General features: G+C 48.6%; 11 protein-coding genes. All 11 read right to left on the bottom strand.

All coding sequences use genetic code 11. The annotated features are described in order from the left end of the window. Positions 1-1,878 precede the first annotated feature (1,878 nt). The 11 genes from ACRRU2_RS12455 to ACRRU2_RS12405 all read right to left on the bottom strand — a co-directional run bounded on the left by ACRRU2_RS12455 (position 1,879) and on the right by ACRRU2_RS12405 (position 18,220). A complete protein-coding gene (locus ACRRU2_RS12455; RefSeq protein ID WP_432502030.1) occupies positions 1,879-3,450 on the bottom strand; it encodes a VirB4-like conjugal transfer ATPase, CD1110 family in 1,572 nt (523 codons plus the stop codon). A gap of 14 nt (positions 3,451-3,464) precedes the next feature. Further along, positions 3,465-4,214 (bottom strand): hypothetical protein, encoded by a 750-nt coding sequence (locus tag ACRRU2_RS12450; protein ID WP_432502028.1) that lies wholly within the window; start codon positions 4,212-4,214, stop codon positions 3,465-3,467. Continuing rightward, positions 4,207-4,572: a PrgI family protein gene (locus ACRRU2_RS12445; protein ID WP_432502026.1), complete on the bottom strand. Its 366-nt coding sequence runs from the start codon at positions 4,570-4,572 to the stop codon at positions 4,207-4,209. The genes ACRRU2_RS12450 and ACRRU2_RS12445 overlap by 8 nt, the downstream gene beginning before the upstream one ends. A 27-nt stretch (positions 4,573-4,599) precedes the next feature. After that, entirely contained in the window at positions 4,600-4,992 is a 393-nt protein-coding gene (locus ACRRU2_RS12440) for a cupin domain-containing protein (RefSeq protein ID WP_432502024.1), read from the bottom strand. 307 nt (positions 4,993-5,299) lie between these two features. Further along, entirely contained in the window at positions 5,300-5,515 is a 216-nt protein-coding gene (locus ACRRU2_RS12435) for a hypothetical protein (protein WP_432502022.1), read from the bottom strand. 64 nt (positions 5,516-5,579) lie between these two features. Next, on the bottom strand, positions 5,580-6,047 hold the full coding sequence (locus ACRRU2_RS12430; protein WP_432502020.1) for a hypothetical protein: 468 nt from the start codon (positions 6,045-6,047) through the stop codon (positions 5,580-5,582). Between the two features lie 23 nt (positions 6,048-6,070). Next, entirely contained in the window at positions 6,071-7,759 is a 1,689-nt protein-coding gene (locus ACRRU2_RS12425) for a hypothetical protein (RefSeq protein ID WP_432502018.1), read from the bottom strand. A gap of 17 nt (positions 7,760-7,776) precedes the next feature. Then, positions 7,777-9,909 (bottom strand): family 78 glycoside hydrolase catalytic domain, encoded by a 2,133-nt coding sequence (locus tag ACRRU2_RS12420; RefSeq protein ID WP_432502016.1) that lies wholly within the window; start codon positions 9,907-9,909, stop codon positions 7,777-7,779. Between the two features lie 6 nt (positions 9,910-9,915). Further along, on the bottom strand, positions 9,916-12,237 hold the full coding sequence (locus tag ACRRU2_RS12415) for a helix-turn-helix domain-containing protein (RefSeq protein ID WP_331701130.1): 2,322 nt from the start codon (positions 12,235-12,237) through the stop codon (positions 9,916-9,918). A 24-nt stretch (positions 12,238-12,261) separates the two neighbouring features. Then, positions 12,262-13,869, bottom strand: coding sequence for an extracellular solute-binding protein (locus tag ACRRU2_RS12410; protein ID WP_432502014.1), 1,608 nt, complete (start codon positions 13,867-13,869; stop codon positions 12,262-12,264). Between the two features lie 244 nt (positions 13,870-14,113). Further along, complete coding sequence (locus tag ACRRU2_RS12405) at positions 14,114-18,220, bottom strand: sugar-binding protein (RefSeq protein WP_432502011.1); 4,107 nt, start codon at positions 18,218-18,220, stop codon at positions 14,114-14,116. Positions 18,221-18,251 lie beyond the last annotated feature (31 nt).

The following is an 18,251-nucleotide window of genomic DNA, read 5'->3' as shown; positions in this document are numbered from 1 at the left end:
TCCTCGTATGCTAAGAGCAGTTACCAATTCTTTCGTGAATTGGACATAGTCTTTGGAATTTTAATGTTCACTGAAAATTGAATTTGGTCCTTCTGGAGGACGTGGCCCAATCAAAGTGCGGGAACCTCATAGTTACAAGATCATTGAAGGCTTAATGATTTAGGGATGTCTTCGGGAAATGCAAGTGCCACCACCAACGGAAGCGCCCCTTTTGCTCCTATTAATAATTGAGAGATTGTTCCATTGGCCTCTTCCGTAGTTTCCTACGCGCTAATTTGTCCATGTAGGCAACCAGTTGTTATTCGAGCCTCCACATCGGTATCTGGAGAATGTGCCCGACCTAACCCTGTATGAACACAGATTAAGATATTCATGAGAACTCACTTTCACTTTCTTGACGCCTCCAAAAACTATAGGGTAGAAGTCTGATTCATCGCCGAGAAGCTCCGAGCCGGCATCTACCCTGGCATACACATGCGGCTAGTCATTGCCCGCCCTTCTGCGCTTGACACGGGAGATCATTTCCCTACTGACCAAATTGTTTTCAGGAAATATCCAATGAATTCTGGTTGAGCAGGTTCCCAACTCCTGGAATTCTCGTAAAGGCGGAGGGGGTATGAAACTAACATTTTGCTCTTTACCCATGAAGTATAGCGAGGAGCCTATTTTACCGCTACTCTCATTTTGAAAAAACAACTTCTCCCTACATTAATTCCCCATATTGTCGCAACTCTTCAAAATTGATTAGCTTGAAGCTGACAGCAATCACCTCCATTTTTCTGCAAGAATTAACCTCCCATACCTTGTAGTACGATATATAATTAAAATTTTAGCACCTCTACATACCGACAAACTATGCATAGAAGTTGCAAAAATGTACACTGGTACATTTCTCTGTTCGCATGAACTCATCTTTCCCGATCGTATTCTGGCACAGCTAAAAGCAACATCACTGAACGAGAGTTCGCTCATTAATAGGAGTGGACTTGGGAGATCAGGTTATGATAATTGCACACTGCTATAGTTTAGCATCATGATTCGTTCCCCTAATGGATACAATGCAATTTGTGGACAAGAAGATTGTGGTTCGACGACCTGAGACTGTGAATACTGCTGTTATCGTCATGGATCCGGTTGTAGGTGAGGCCACTACCTAAGGCTTTATATCCTCGCAAACGCTAAACATAGGTTCCACACAAATCGAATCTTCCGACTGGAACCCGAATTTGATCGTAAAAACGAGTGAAGCAACCGAGGGCAGGACTTGTTTTCCGCAGACGTATGCGTACCACCACTGATGACGAAGCCAGTTAAGCCGAAGCATTCGAATCGCGTTCGAGTGTCTAAGTACATGTAGTAGAATGATAATAGCATAAGAACGACTACCAAGCGTCGCTGGATCTGTTCGAATTTGAGGCGGCTAACGTGGCCCGACCGCTTCGACTTTGTTTAACCATTCGTCCTGCAAGGTAAGCGTCAATTTCCCAAACCATCTAGAATTTAATTAACTCTGACGTAGACCCCAATGCCGCTGATACGGTTGTTATTACATTCCAGAAGAAAATTGCTGAACGCAAATTCCGATCAACTTCTGGCGATTAAGAGCAGATTATTGGCACCGAAGTTACATCCATAGACAAAGCTATATAATCATTAATGAAATAATTAATGTAACAAATGCGACAGTCTAGGAACATTAATCCTTCTCCCATTTATCCGAAGGTACAATTCGCAACTATATTTCTTCCGCTTCCAATCTTCAAGTTGCTGGACGTTTCGGGAACAGTTGAACAAGCAATAACAAAGGACTAATCTGGTTGATTGGCTAAACTAAGACGGACGGTAACCAAATCATGATAGTTTATCCGTTTATTCAGATTACAAGGCTTCCCCTGGCTTCGTTGTCATCAGGTTATACAACTTCGTGTGTCGCGGGAACTTGTCGAAAAACGGAACAATAGAGCTTCCGATCTTCAATAGCCCGTTTCCGGCATCTACGTTTGTCATGTAAGAAAGCTGCAGATCCGAGATGTTCAACAACTCCGCAAGCTCCATGCGATCCGTGCTCGCTTGATTCAACATGACGATAAATTCGCTATTGGCGAGCATCGTCCGTGCGATATGGCTTTGCAACAGATCATCCACATTTTGCGTAATGCCCGTACAAAAAGCGCCATACTTTCGTACCCGCTTCCAGAGCGTGAACAGAAAGTTGGCGCTATATTCGTGCTGGAATAGAAGATAGATTTCATCAATAAAGATAAAGGTATTTTTTCCCCTGGCGCGATTTTGCGTAATTCGATTCAAGATGTTGTCGAGTACAACCAGCATGCCGATGGGAAGAAGCTGCTTACCAAGATCGAGAATATCGTAGCAGATAAGCCGATTGTGAACGTTGACGTTGGTTGGCTTAGCGAACGTGTTCAGACTGCCGGAAGTAAACAGTTCAATGGCCAGCGCAATGTCATGGGCCTCCGGTTCTGTCTGCTTGAGAAGTTCCGCACGAAAATCCTGTAAGGTTGGTGGCTGCCCCTTATAGTTGCTCTGTAAATACTTGCGGCACACAGCCGCAGTGCAACGGTCGATGAGCGATTTCTCCTTCGCGCCAAGCTGATGTCCACCTATCAATTGCTCGCACAGCGACAGGACAAATTCCGATTTAAGAATGATCGGATTGGCTCCGTCGCCATAATCCCGGTTCATATCCATCGCATTGATATGGTTTGGCGAAGTTGCTGATATATGAATCGTCTCGCCGCCCAGCGCATTTACCAGAGCAGAATACTCCCGCTCCGGATCAATCAGGATAATATCGTCATCGCTCGCCAGTATCTGGTTGACGATTTCTCGCTTTGCAGTAAAGCTCTTGCCGGAACCGGAAACGCCGAGAATAAAACTGTTTCCGTTCAGTAGTTGCTTGCGATTGGCAACGATCATATTTTTGCTGATGACGTTCTGCCCATAGTAAATACCGGATGTGTGCATGATCTCCTGCGCTCGGAACGGGATAAAGACAGCCGTACTTTCAGTCGTAAGCGTCCGTAAGGCATGAACCTTTCGCAGCCCGTACGGCAGCACCGTATTCAAACCGTCCATTTGCTGATAGAAGAGCGTGGAAAACTGGCATAGATGCTTGCGGGCCGTCGTGAGCAATGTCTCCGTGTCGCTATCGAGTTGTTCCTTGCTGTCTGCGATATGCACCATCGTAAGTAGTCCGAACATCATCCGCTGGTCGCGTGTGGTCAGGTCGCTAAGAAACTCCTTGCTCTCCTTCCGCTGCTGCTCCATGTCGTAGGGGACAACAGCCGAAAAGTTGTTGTTGCGATTTTGCCGCCGCTGCCAGTTCGTAATGTTCGTCTCCACACCGAGCAGACGGTTCTCTACTTCACGTACAGCTTCATCGGTCGGAATCGGGATGACATCGAGCGACAACAGCAAGTTGCGGTTCAAGTCGCACAATTCGGCTACCATGCTGTCTTGATATAGCTGGCATAATCTCGCAGAAAGATGACCCGTCCGTAATGGTTCCCCATCCGAAAATGGTCTTTCGCAAACTCGAACGAATCCGGGGAAATATAATCCTTGAAATCATGACCCTTACGCATCATTTCCTGCATATCAAAATGAAAATCCGCTTCTTCGCCAATTCGGAAGAAGTCGTGCAAGATGTGCAAACGATCCGTCGCATCAAGTTCCGTACACTTTGAGCCGAGGCGAGAGAAATGGGCGGTCAACTCCGTAGCGACCCGCGTGAAGTATTGGCGGGCTTCGTCCACGTTCTTTTTCACAACGGAGATGGTGATGTATTTGTCTTGAATCGTCCCATTGGTGTTGCCGTCCGTCGCTTTGCCTAGCAGCATGTCGTTGTACTCCTGCCGATACACATCCAACTCGTCGTGCTGAAGCGGAATGAAAACCGAACGTTCCACCTCTGCCTGATTAAGCCGCCGATTATGAATCGTTATCTTCGTCGTCGCACCGCTGTCAAACGAATTAAGCAATTCGGAGTAAGAAAGGAATATCGTCTCTTTATCCTCTCGCGAAGCGACGGCGTAATTGATGTCCGCAAAACGGAACGACTTCGAAAATTTGTTGCCGACAGCAAAAATCCCGTCCGGCCAGATTGCACGGATCGGGATCGCTTGTTGTACGCTTTTAGGAATAGCAGACCGTTCCTTGTCCTGTTTCAGAGTGCGCCTGAGCGTCTTAATCATTGCGCTTCATCCTTTCTTGCTCATGCTTGTGCAAGCTTCCTTTCAGCGCTTCGTAGTACATGTTGGTTGAGCAGAATACAAGCCGTCTTGGTATCAAGAACTCCGACTTCACGTATGTCCACAGTAGTTGCTCCGCTGTCATACCGTGATAACGAATAAAACCGAATGCAGCGCAGGGAGCCGCTCCCAATATGCACATCCAACTGAGTGTTTCGAGTCCGAAGTGATTGCGCAAACCGAAGTACAACCCAATCGCCGCAGCGACTGCCAGAATAGAAAAAAAGAACTGCCGCAAGGACAGTCCAAAGTACAAACTTTCTGTATAGTCCCGGATTTCCCGGTTAATCTTCACTTCCATTTCACCCCATCCTCCTTCGCTTCTGCCTTATCGCTGATGCTGCCCGCGATGAACATAATAAAAATCCATATCCTTCATATAGTCCGACCCGCGCAATATCGTCCATTCGATGATGTCCGAATAAAACAACAAATTAACAACTTCGACCTGCTCATCGCCAGACAAAATATAAGTATGCTCTTCGTCGGGATTAATAATGAATATATCTCCTTTACTTAACTCACTTTCGTACACCTTGGAATTTCTAGACTTAAATTTGTGTCCGGCTTTTCCATTCACAATAAATACGATTTCGATAAATTCATGACTGTGCATGGGAATCTCCGACTTTGAATCGTGAATCCAATGAGAAACAACAAAAGGAAAATCGTCGCGAATATTATGCTCAGAAGACTTAAAGATGTATTTTTTTCCTTCCATTAACAACACCAACTTACTTTTTGAAATAAGAGGAGATTTCTCCCCCTTTACATCTTGTTAGATTTCCGCGACTTGTTGATCACAACGACTGCGACAACGATCAGAATCAGCGCACCCAGAATATAATATATGAAAGATTTGTTATAGATTGTTCACCATCGGCACTTGCAGGCGTCTTCGCGTCCGAAGAAGCTTCGGCACTCGCCGATGCTGACGGCTCAACACTTGCTGCCGCTGATTCAGAAGGCTCGGGACTTGGTGATGCTTCAGTTGATTACGCTGGTTGATCAAATACAGTATCGTTAATTTACTCCAAAGTAAATTGAGCCATTTTCGCCCCCGTTTGTCCCGATACAGCGATATAGGCATGATCAGGGAATACCGGATCAATCGTTGGCAGTTGATCGTTATTGAAGGTATCGAGCGGAATTTCAACGCCATTGACGGTAGCAGCAACCGTTTTATCTGCCCATTTGATATTGACATTCATTTTAGTGCCGACACTCAGGTCAATCGTTGCCAACCAGTTCGCCTGGAAAAATCCCCCTGCAAACGTACGATAGGCATGCACATACGCTCGATTGTCGCTAATAGGGGATATTGCCAATGTAAAAGGATTTCACATCATCGTTAGCCGTCGTCCAGAAATCCGGCTTGTCCAACAGACTTACAGCATACCAGCTGTCTCTTTCCTGGGACCATTGCGCCCCTTGTACCGGGTTCAGTGTCGAAATTTTATCGATCGTGAACTCAACAGTTACATCCTTGGGATCTATAGGTTTTTTATAAATGATTCCTGCAGCTTGCCTGTCTGGTGTATAGGAACCTTCTGTGGATACGATAATGCCGTGATCCGTCGCTTCGATTTTTTGTGTTTCCGGCTTTGATCCACCGCCTAATCCCAAAAAATCCTCCGGTATATCTGCAAACACAGTGCTTACCGACATCATCAAAAGGAGGAACGATATCGAAATTGTTGATTCTATGATTTCATCAATGTGCTCCTCAATCACATAGCCTTCCACTTCTATTTTAAGCAAGCTATGTTGATTCAATAGCCACTCGACATCCCTCTCATCTATTCCAACTGTGTCATAAGTGCCTTGGGCATTTGAATTTGATTATCCCGATATAGTTCTTTGGTCTTCCGTGGAACCACCGGCACGGTTATCGCCATCGAATCATCTTCCTTACAAACCGACGCGGTCACCCACATTCCGTCCGACTTGAGCGTGACAGCAGGCAATGCCTGATCTTCTCCCAGCGACAAGATCAAGATCCATACGGCCTTATCCAGTGCGTGGAAATCAAAATCCCGTTCCTCTCCCGACGCAATTACATAATCGAGGTTTACCCCGTCAGCCGTACGCTCCGCTTCAACGGAGAGCGAGCCGTACCCAGAGTTGTCCAGCACCGATTCCACTTGCAGGGTCGTTTCTCCAAGTTGCGCCGCGAGTCGCACGCCATCTTGAGCGATAGGTATATCCAGCGCTGCAGTATCGCCGCCGATTAGCAATCGAATGCGTAGATCCTCGGCTCTGAATCTGCCGTTAATGATATCGAGATCCTGATGCCAGCCTCCATTATCTGTCGCCAGGTTAAAGCTGAATAACACTTGCTTGCGCAACTGCACACCAGTAAATATGGCGGAGCAGAAGTCCTTGCCGTCCTTAAGAAACTGCAACTGGACCGACACGGTCTTTCCGTCTCCGACGTTGACGTAGCCGATCAAATTGCGGCGCTGGTTCCACATGCTTCCGCTACTGAAACTGCCAAGCGTCAGCGCCTCATTCTGGTAGGTGGTTGCATAATTTTGATAGCCGGTCTCCGCCGCCAGAACCGTCTGCTCTGTGAAATAACGCTCCTCTGTTGAGTCGAATAAGTAGCGATACTTCTCGGGACAACGGGGACCAGATGATTCTATCGCCAGTCCGTTTGTCAGAAACTCCCGTTCAATTGGACGAAGTGCCGTTCTGTACGTACGGCTATGCGGTCCTCCCCACGCGCCCGTCGCCGCATGATAATGCCTCCCGATCATATGCCACGCAATGTCCAGTAGTTGCCCGGCAATCTCCAAGGCGTCTGCCGAGCTCGATTGCGAATAAATGACCTGTAGTTCTTCAATCGCAATAGGCGTATAGCACGGGCTGTTATATTCCGAGAACGTGCCAATCCCCATTGTATAGGCATGAAACCTTCTGAGACGCTGCTCTCCATAACTTCTAAACTCTTCATTCCCCAGCACTTCGCCGCCAAGAAGCGTCACCACCGCCCCCATGATGGCAATGTTCGTATAATGAGGCCCAACATCCCGAATCATGATAGCTTTGCAAGCGTGATACACAGCTTCCCGGAGTTTCGACAGAAGCGGTTGCGGAAGGAGCTGCGCATTATTTTTTAGAATCAGCAGCAGCTTCTTACCGTGAAAGTCGGCCATATTCCAGTCGGGACGATCCATCTCATCTAACGTCTCCTCATAGAAGTACGGCCAAATCCCATAAGTCGCCCGTGTCGAATCCTGATCCTGAAAGGACATCACCACCTCCAGAATGCCTGCAGCCTTCCGTGTATAGTCCTCGCCCCCATACTGAAGCAAATCATACGCATAACAAGTAGACGGATACAGCGCGTAGACAAAAGGATGCGCATCCGGTCTCAGTGCCGTATGATAAGTTGCCGTCAACGGAGTGCGGACGAGCTTGGCCCGATCGTCATAGTTTGTTTCCGTTTCTTTAATCTTGACCGCCAGTTCGGCGCTACTCATCATCGATCTCTCCTTCTCTGTTATCTTTTAATGCGATATTCACCTTCAGAAAGCTCCCTTGTCGCATCCCCATGCACGAACGTCGCAGATACCCCTTGCGGAAGAATAACATTCATATATTCCCGATCCCACGAAATTTCCAATCTGCCGTAAGGGGTTTGATGCCATGCTCGGAACTCGCCGATGTCCGCCGGGATATGAGGGGTTAATCTGATGTGCTTAAATCCCGGGTTGTTGTCGTCAATATTGAATCCCGCGAGCGCTTTGTAGTACCACGCGCCAATTTCGGCGAACATAAAATGATTCATCGATGAACCACCGTACCAGTTCTCGCCCAACGTTCCCGCGCATAAGCCTGCCAGGTGCCCCCATCCCGGAAAATCCACTTGTGACGCAATTTTATAGGCAAGGTCAAACCGGTCATTGTCTGTAAGTACGTCCAAAATCATTTTCGAACAAAACATTCCTCCCATAATATGATCATCCGCTAATTCCACTGTTCTGATCAGGTTATCCAGCGTTGCGGACACGTCCTCTGCAAGCCCAAAATAAAGCATCATCGCATAAAAAACCTGACTGTCTGTCTGAATAGCGGCAAATTGCTTTATAAATGCTGATTTTATACCATCCGAAAGCTCTGCGGCCTGCCGCTCGCTTTCTTCCTCGTGCAGAATCCCGGATATCTTCCCGAAAATATCCGTCATGTAATAGGAATAGGCGGTTAGCAGCGATTCTACCGGAAATGCTGGCGCAACCGAAGGCGCAGACCAATCGCCGAGACCGATGCGGCAAATGCCATTGTCGAGAATGGATTGCAGGTAGCCGATATATTTTCCCATTGGCTCATAGTACCTGCGTATATATTCAACCTTCCCTGTGTATCGATACAACTCCCAGGGAATAACGAATAAAGCGGCATCCCATGTAGGCCCGCACAACATGTGATCATATCCCCAACTGCTTGTCGGAGCGATGCAAGGAATACGGCCACTTGGACGTTGGCAATCTACAATATCATCCAGCCATTTGATATAGGCTTCATCTATTTGAAAGTTGAACAGCGCTTGTTCGCAAGCCAGATGCGCATCTCCGGTCCAGCCGTTTTTTTCGCGATGCGGACAATCGGTTGGAATATGATGAAAATTAGTCAAAGTAGACCGACGCACAGCTGCCTGAATTTTCGTAACGAGGGGATTGTCGCATTGAAGGTCCCCTGCATCGGATAAATCGGTATGGAAACAACGAGCGACAACCTCGAGCGATTCATATTCTCCATAGACTCTTGCATAACGGAAGCCGTTATAATTGAATTCGCTATGCCAGGTCTCAACTCCCTCGCCTGATAATATATATTCGTCGCATTGAAACCTATCATCATAAACATGTTGTTTATATCTTTCCAAATCCGGAGTTGCCGTAGATCTCAGCAGTTCGAAATACTGAATCGTCACTTTGTTGCCTTTCCGTCCGATTACTTGAATTTCTACATTCCCCGAAAGATTGACGCCAAAATCATAGATGACAGGCAATGGGCTCGGCACAATAGCCACAGGCTTAATAAGCTCACTCACTCGTATAGGAGAAATCTGCTGCTCTTTCATCACGCCGCCAGGCGCGGGCGCGATGGTGGGTTTTTCCCATCTATCGATCTTGAATCCCGCATCGAACGTTTCGCCGCATCGTAAAGAGTTATAGCTGATGCCGCTCCGAGCGCATTCCCAAGTTGTATCCGATACCAGAAACAATTGCCCGTCCAAGTACAATTCCGCAATTAATTTCGGCTGTGCGCGCCATGCCGCATGTTCGAACTGCCATGCCGAAGGCTGCAATTCATTGTACCAGCCGTTGCCCAATGTAACCTCGATCTCATTGAGCCCTTCAGCCAAATAGTTGTCCACCTCGTAAACGTTAAACAAGACTGTTTTGTCGTAAGCGGTAAACGCTGGCTGCATAATATCGTCGCCAACACGCCGTCCATTTATGTTCAACACATAGAAACCTAGTCCGCATATACGAATTTGTGTTTTTTTTATGCCGCCAGGCATTTGAAACTTTTTTCTGAAGACAGGCGCTGCATGATCGGGACACCCGGTATACATGATCCATTTGGCTTTCCATGCTTGGTTGACATTCATTGCTTCACATTCTTTCATCGAGAATCACTCCTGTTGCTCCTGCCTCTGCTCCCGGTACTCCGAGGGGGTGAGCGCCGTAAGCTTCTTGAAGATGCGAATAAACGTATTGACGTTGCTGTAACCGACAGCTTCCGCAATCACCTTGATTTTCTCATCGGTTTCCATCAACAGCCGCTTGGCTTGATTAATTCGCAGATTCATCAGGTAATCAATAAAGTTGCTTTCCGTCTGCTCCTTGAACAGCCTGCTCAAGTGAGACACGCTCACGCGCAATTCGTCGGCCAACAAATTCAGCGACAGGTCGGCTCTGCCGATATCCTTGTTAATATAGTCCAGCACCTTGACAATCAGATCGCTTTTCTCCCGTTTGCCGCGTTTTGTTCGAATCAGATCCATGTACTCCCGAAGCATAGTCAAGATGAAACCTTTCATCTCATCCAGACTGTCGTATTGATTCAGAGCATCTCTCATTTCCTGCGGCATACGGATTTGCTCCGGCTCGATGCCCGCTTCCCCAGCCACTACGGCAGCCTTCATCAAACATTGCAGATTCAATTGGCGAATCATCTCCGGAGGCACTCCGTATTGGGTGAAAGCCTCGAACCAGCGGTCTGTCTGCGCCTTCAGCTTCTCCCCATCCAAAAGCTTCAATGAATCCATCATCCCGTCGGTCATCGCCACCAATCGGTAATATTGGGCGGATTCGTCACTTTGCACATCATCCCGGGTGATCACCATATTCGAGCCCAGAATCAATCGATAAGCCAACACGTCGCATGCTTGCTTGAAGGACTGCCTGATCTCACCCACCGATTCCGCCAGCCCGCCCACGCCGATCGTAACCGTGCGTTTGAAGTTTTCTGCGACATAATTTTTGATTAAATCCGCCACAACGCTGGCTCGCAGTTCGGCTTCCATGCCGCTATCCTGGAAGCTCATCAGAATAGCGCAGCAGCCGTTTTCCAATTCAATTGACACGCCCTTGCCTTCCGCCTGAATCAACTCCTCGGCCACATTACACAGCGCATAATTGTACAGATGTGTATCTTGGGCGGTCAAATCGTTACGCTGGTCAAATTCCGCCACCATCACGACAAACCGGTTCAAATCCAGCTGAATCCCCAGCATACCCATATGTTGCCTTGTATTGGAGATGTTGATCTTAGAATCGGACAGCAACTCTATGACCAGCTGCCATTTTAGAATCGGCTTGGTCTCTCGAACCTGCTGCTGCAACTGCTCGCTGTTGACCAGGAAATCCTCAAATCGGGACTCCAGTATTCGGAATCCGTCTCCTCCCGCTTCCCCTGTGGGCTGGGGAGATACGGCATTCAATCTGGAGGAGATCGTTCCCAGGAATCGGTTCAACGGCTTGAACGTCCATCTGCCTACGGCAAGAGCCAGAACAGCTGCCGTTATCAAGATCATAACGGACAGAACAGCCAGCGTATTGCGAATCACCGTCAACGGTTTGTTCAGCTCGATCTCCGAAACAATTCTCGTAATTCTCCATCCGGTATACGGATTCACCTTGTAGAAGACGATAGAATCTTTGTTCTCAACCTTGGCATGGAAGTAACCTGCGCTCTTGCCCTCCGTAGCCATCTGCGCCACGAAAGGTGTGGAGCCCATGTTCTCCCCAAGCTTGGACTCGTCGGGATGGAGTACTACCAGTCCCCCTTTGTCCAGCACAAGATTCAGACCTTGAGCATCCCCCTCGTGATAGATCAGAGGCAGCAGCATCTCCTCCTTCAAATTAAAGGCGATGGCCCCCTTCCTCGTGCCCGTAGAATGAATAAGCGGATAGGTCCGAATGAACGACACCACATTACGGTAAATTGGAAAGTTGGAGTTGCTGATCAACAGCTTGCGACTTGCCAACCAGCTGGAATAACCGTCGAATTGAGCGAACTGTCCGATCCAGGCGTAATCCTTCAGCCTCATCTCCTCCGTCAAGATATCTCCCGACACCAGCCTGTCCTGGGAATACGAGTAGATGTCTATGGAGAACAGATATTCATTGCTTCGGATTAGTCTGTCGATGTGATTGCCGATCCGATAGTCGTTTTCGGTCCGCTCCCCTTGGGGCAGACTATCGTCAAAAAACGTTTTTATTTCATCGTACTGGACCAGTTGGATAGCTTCGTTGTCGATGCTCTTCAGCACCAAATCCAGCTTCTGCTCCATATGATCCAGGAGCTCCACATTCGTTCTGACGAGTTGGTCCTTCAGATCATTGGTGAAAATAAAATAAAACAACACGGCCGACACAGTTACAATCAGGAACAGGAACATGATCAGACCTGTAATTATTTTTTTCATCCATTGGCTCTGTACATTCTTCATTGTCCCGTTCCTTTCGTGCGGCAGCTATTTAAAGTCGACTTTGTTCGCCTCGTACCATTCCTGAGCCATAGCTTCTACATCTTCTCCGCCCAGGCGCTTCCATTCCTTACGAATTTGCTCCAGTCCCCATGCCGCCGTATACTGGCTACCCTGCATCGTTACTTTGGCGCGAATCTCTTCGATAAAAGGTTTCAGCGCCGTCTGGATATCGTTCAGCTCCATAAAGTTCGGCTGATACGGAATATCCCGGCGGAACTTGTTCTGGGCCGCCGTCTCCAAGCCCTGCTGACTCAATGCCGCCAGCCTCTGGGAGATCTCGTCAGGCGCCGCCTTTACCAGCAGATCCTCGGGCGAGAACTTCGCATCCCGCACAACCGCATATTCGCCCGCATACGACACTTCCTTCTTGTACTTTTCCGCATCCAGCATTTGAGCCACTCCGTTGACACCCTTGTAATGAACGCCCTCTTCTCCGTTGACCAGCGTCTTCCAGCCCTCTTCTACCATCCAGTCCAAATATTCCACTGCGGCCTTCGGATTTTTCATTTCCTTATTGAAAGCTACGAAGATATTCGGCGGTGTTTCTTGGTACAGACCGAATTTGCCGTTTTTGGTGGATACCGGCTTAAGCGGCACCGGATTCGCTAGCGGCTCGTTCTTCAGCATATTCCGGATATGGTCCTCCATCGCGCTCCCGCCCCAACTGCCGGCAAAGATGCCTGCTTTGCCGGTCGTCCACAGTTGGATAGCCCTCTGAAAGTTTTTGTCCGTCAAATATTCCTTGTCCACCAGCCCAGCTTCGTACATTTGCTTCTCTAGATCCATCGCATCCCCGAACCGGTTGAGCGTGGCGCCGTACTTCATACTGCCGTCCTCCAGATACCATTGATTACTGATCGCGGAATTCATCGCTGCATAGCTATCAAAGACCGTGCTGCCTACCAGCGCCGTTGTATCGTCCTGGTTGTTACCATCCGGGTCCTGCTCCTTGAATGCCTTCGCCACCTCGATCAATTCGTCCATCGTTGTCGGCGTCTTGAGACCTAGCTTATCTAGCCAATCTTGCCGGATCCACAGACCATGATTGGCGATGCCATCTATCGTCCGAGCAGTCGCGACTGCATACATTTGACCATCAAAGGTCAGATAAGGCAACAACTCGGGATGCTCCTGCAAATATTTTTTGTAGGTTGTGCTGTACTGCTCAATATAAGTGTCCACCGGCTGCAGTGCGCCTTGGGTAATCAATTTGCCAATGTAGGCCCTATCGTACTCCCAGATCAGATCCGGCGCCCGATTCGAGGCGATAAGCACGTTCAGCTTGTCCTGAGCCTGGTTACGGGGCACGGGTACCATCGTTACGTCAATTCCGGACTGCTCCCGGATCCACTTCACCCAACGATTGTTTTCATAGGTTCCCTCATCACTAGATACGCCCCCTCGGTCGAACGCGGAGATGCTGACTGCTTTCGGCAGATCGGCATACGGATCTGCTGCCGTCGCTGGCGACTCGCTTCCGGGCAATGCTAAGGGTTCATCCGCTCCTGGATTCGAACAGCCAGTCAACCCCGTTCCCGCAAACAAGCATACGGCGGCTGCAAAGGCAGTTATCAGCTTATGTCTTGTTTTCAAAGTAGCCCGACCTCCTGAATTATAGTTTATACCATGGCTGCCTGTGATGAGCCTGCGATATAGGCTTCTGCCGCGCATATGTGCCGAACCCACTCTAACGGTAACATGCTGCAATGGATTTCCGAAATCTCTACTTTTTGCGGAAGTATCTATTTTTTGAGGAAATGCCCTTGATCGGCATGCCATAAGGACTCCTCCCGCATTTACGTTGCGGAAGAAGTCCTTCACTTGGGGACAACATCGATTAACGAAGGACTGTCACCGTTGTTGTCTCGCTTGATGTGATCCCGGCACTATTAGACAATTCGCATCGATATTCATACGTGCCTGCCGGTCTGTCACGGATTGATGTTACAGCAAATTGCGCTTGCGGTGTCCGTTTGGACAGCGGTTGTGTATCGATCAGAACACTATTTTCGTACAATTGATAAGTTGTCCCGTTCGTTCCCCACCACATATTCATGGTAAGGGTGAAGTTCCCGTCTCCATCCCAATTATCATCTGACAACAACGGTTTCCCCGGCGACGCATCGTTGACGCGAACAACCCACTCGTCACTTCGCGTCGTACCGGATGCGTTAGTAAGCTTTGCGACATAACTATATATGCCGTTCGATCTATCGGTTAACGATGTAACCGCCGTCTGGGCATACGGCGGGTTCTCGGACAATAACTGACTATCGATCAAAACATCATTTTCATACAATTGGTACAACGAACCGTTATTTCCCCACCACATATTCATGGTGATCTCATAATTGCCGTCCAATAATCCTGTATCATGCCCGTTGTTGTCAGACAGAATCGGCTTCTTCGGAGCGGCCTGGCTTGTTATTTCCGCAGCAAGTGGAACTAGCAGCAAATCTCCGAAAGCACTACGGTCTTTGCCCGAGCCAATACCGCCCATATACTCCATCCAACCGCGTCTTCCGGAACCGTCATTATCATTGATGAGCATGGCAAATCCAAAATTCGAGCCCAGAGCTGCCGTCACACCAACCGGCAATAACGCGTCCCATGGAATCGCCATTTCATAGGTGGTCGTATTGCTGTTGTCGTCTCGTATGACCGAAGCTTGTACGTTGCTCAGGCTTGAAACTCCTGAGGCGGCGGTCCATCTCCAGACATTGACATTGGAGGTGTTAGGGTTCATAGCAATACCGATTTCATTATACCCGAGATTGGATGCCCCCGACTTTCTGCCGGGATCAATAGCGAATTGTATACTGTCTCCTCTCCAGATATTGCCGTCCGTATCGTTTTGAACATGGACATCGTCCTGTACTGCCACTGCAAAATAGAAATAATCATCATCCCATAGAATATAGCCTGTGCCGCTCAGATCGTCGACTCCCCCCCAATCGCCCATTTGGACCTGTGAGGTTTGATTGATCAGGATTGGCATTGTGTCGGACCATTCCCCTTGCGACAGCACCCCGTCGATGATCGGAGCTTCAGCGGCTTGCTTTGCGGCAAGGAAGCTGATTTTCCGATCTACGACAGTGCTCACTCCGCTGTCCAATGTTGTTGCAATTTGCAAATCATATAATCTTGGCTCCGGATTTCCCGGGAATGCGAACGATACGGTTGCCGATTGGTTGGCCGCAGCGGTAAACAACATCTCCTCGCTTCCCTGATTCCATGGCGACGAACCAACGATTCGTATCTCCCCGGATATGGCCGCGTTCGTATTGTTGTCGATGCCAATACGGACACTCCATTGCTCGCCCTGCGGCGTCTCCTGCAAATGCGGTTCTACGCGGATATGATATGGATCCTGAACCTCTATGTTCTGGGCAAAGTTTCCTTCCACATATATGGGCACTTCCGAAATTGGCAGGGTTATTATGCCATTGCTATTCGCGGTTTCATGGCTGCTATTGCCAAACAAATCATAGGATGTCGCAACGGTAGCGCCGAGATTTAACGCCAGATTTTTGGCATCGCCCTTGCTCCACAGAACAAGCACGTCTTTCTGATCCGAATTGCGGTAAAATCTGTAGGCCTGGACCTGATCGCCAGCGGCATAGGTTTGAACAAACTCCGCTCCTGAAAGCATGTTGGTAAGCCCACGATAAGCCACATAGTTCTCTTTCGCGGACCAAGTCGTACCTTCATGCTCCCCTCTGACCAGACCGAAATGACCTTCAAGACTTGTCGGCGGTTTAGGGTCATTCTTAAAATCATACCAGAAAACCTTATCTGCAAGGCCGCTGCTAAGTGCCAGAGTATACGTCTTAACGACATTAGCTCCCGACGTTAGCTCGCTTACGCCTCTGGTCAAACTTTCACTGGTTGGCCAGCCTATCTCGGTCACCCATATCGGCTTGGCAGGGCCATAGGCCAGAAACAGATTCTTTATCGACTGCAAGCTGGCTACGAATCCTCCGTCATCCGGGTTGATCGGATAGGTATAGGGATGAATGGATACGGCATCCATATCATCATATCCGCCTGCCGACAATACTCTGCTAATCCATCCTGCATCCGCCCCCGACGTGGCGCCGCCTATGACTACCGCATCGGGATTGACCGCCTTGATAGCGGCATATGCCGCTTTAAGCACTTTGGCATACGCCTCCGGCGAAAGGCGATCCGGGTTGCCTCCTCCGATATTCCATTCATTCCATATTTCAAAGTGGTCCACCCTGCCCAGAAAGTGTTCTGCCAGCTCGCCCGCATAACGGGCATAGGCTGCAATTCCTTCATCAGTATAAGGCGCCTTTCCATCATCGTAAAACGGATTGCCATAATCGACAATAAACAAAGGACTGATGCCTTTGGACAATGCAGTGTCTACAAACATATCCCAAGCAGGCGGAATGCTGATCTGCCCCTTCACCGTTTCGGCAACTGTCCATCTTGCATCATCCCTGATCCATTGGATTCCTGTCTGTGCGATCTGGGTAAGATAGGTGTCGACATAATTGACATCGGTTTTGTTAAGAAGATGAATCGCAGTACCGAATACACTGCCCGGCGTGCTTTCGCCCGGTGCCGGCGCCCTGCTGAACGGGAAGCTCTCCTGCTCGTTAATATTGCCATTGTCTCCTGTTGCCGTTACCTCCAAAGTATATACGCCGTAACGATCAATAGCCGAGAAGTCCAGCTCTTGATCCGCTACCCCGCGCATGCCGACATCCGTATCAAAGCTTCCGGTTATGATCAAGTTATCTTCGGAATCTTTTACACCGTAATCCACTTGAACCTGTTTGCTCCGGTTTGTGGAGTTTTTCAGTGACAGACTTAATATCGTCGGTTCATTAGCCGAAAAAATATTTCCCGTTGGTCCATCGACACCAATAACGAAGTCCTTTGGCTTGAATACAATGTCGTCAAACCAAACATCGCCGCCCGAATTACCGTCCAGCCTGACATATAGGCGGATATAGGCCGCCCCAACCGCAAATCGGCTTAGCTCTGTCGTATACTCCGTCCATTCCTGACTGCCTCCTGTCTGAATCAGCTTCATCGTATCGTGCCAGCCCAGTGAATTCATATTGGCATCAATCACTAAAGCGTTTATACTTACGGCATCCGTAACCGATATGCCAGATGTTTTGATCCAGCTCGACAGCGTATACACTTCATTCGATTGTATAGGAATCAACGCGCTTCCCCAATACTGTGTCGTCGTGGCCGCCGTCATCCTCGCGCTCTGGTTGCCATTTCGTTTAACGGTTGTATCTAGACTTCCCCCTTCTCTCGGCGACCACAACCCGGACTCAAAGCCGCTGTTGACCAGCATATTGTCGGATACCTTCAACTCCACGTCATCAAACCATACGGAACCGCTCACATTGCCATCCAACCTGACATATATGCGGATATAGGACGTCCCGGCTGCAAATTGGCTCAGCTCCGTCGTATATTCCGTCCAATCTTCACTGCCTCCGGTCCGGATCAGCTTCATCGTATTGTACCAGCCTATTGCATTCATGTTGGCATCAACCATTAAAGCGTTTACACTTGCTGCATCAGAAACGGAGATGCCGGATGTCTTGATCCAGGCCGACAGCTCATAGATACTGTTCGATTCTACAGGTATCAATGCGCTTCCCAGATACTGTGTCGTCGCAGTCGCAGTCATACTCGCGCTTTGGTTTCCGCTATGTTTAACCGTAGTATCCAAGCTTCCTCCCGCTCTGGTTGACCATAGACCTGTCTCAAAACCTCCGTTGGTAATGAGGTTGTCGATGGAATCGATTGATTCTGTCCCATTCAACGCAACCGCTTGCGTAGTCTCGGAAAAACCGACAGGAATTACAGTCTGAAATAACAAGAAGATAACCATAAACAAAGCTAAACGAATCGTTCTTGCATTTTCATTCCGCTTACTCGTCGACATCATGTATGCCCCTTTCAGTTATCGTTATTGAGGG

Source organism: Paenibacillus sp. GXUN7292, assembly GCF_050864975.1.
Classification (GTDB): domain Bacteria; phylum Bacillota; class Bacilli; order Paenibacillales; family Paenibacillaceae; genus Pristimantibacillus.
The sequence above is the reverse complement of the archived record's forward strand: the minus strand, read 5'-3'. Positions and strand labels throughout refer to the sequence as shown.

What these genes read in the sequence shown, in the direction of transcription:
- ACRRU2_RS12450 (WP_432502028.1), bottom strand. Translation starts at nt 4,214, where the DNA reads ATGATTAAGACGCTCAGGCGCACTCTGAAACAGGACAAGGAACGGTCT.
- ACRRU2_RS12445 (WP_432502026.1), bottom strand. Translation starts at nt 4,572, where the DNA reads ATGGAAGTGAAGATTAACCGGGAAATCCGGGACTATACAGAAAGTTTG.
- ACRRU2_RS12440 (WP_432502024.1), bottom strand. Translation starts at nt 4,992, where the DNA reads ATGGAAGGAAAAAAATACATCTTTAAGTCTTCTGAGCATAATATTCGC.
- ACRRU2_RS12425 (WP_432502018.1), bottom strand. Translation starts at nt 7,759, where the DNA reads ATGATGAGTAGCGCCGAACTGGCGGTCAAGATTAAAGAAACGGAAACA.
- ACRRU2_RS12420 (WP_432502016.1), bottom strand. Translation starts at nt 9,909, where the DNA reads ATGAAAGAATGTGAAGCAATGAATGTCAACCAAGCATGGAAAGCCAAA.
- ACRRU2_RS12415 (WP_331701130.1), bottom strand. Translation starts at nt 12,237, where the DNA reads ATGAAGAATGTACAGAGCCAATGGATGAAAAAAATAATTACAGGTCTG.
- ACRRU2_RS12405 (WP_432502011.1), bottom strand. Translation starts at nt 18,220, where the DNA reads ATGATGTCGACGAGTAAGCGGAATGAAAATGCAAGAACGATTCGTTTA.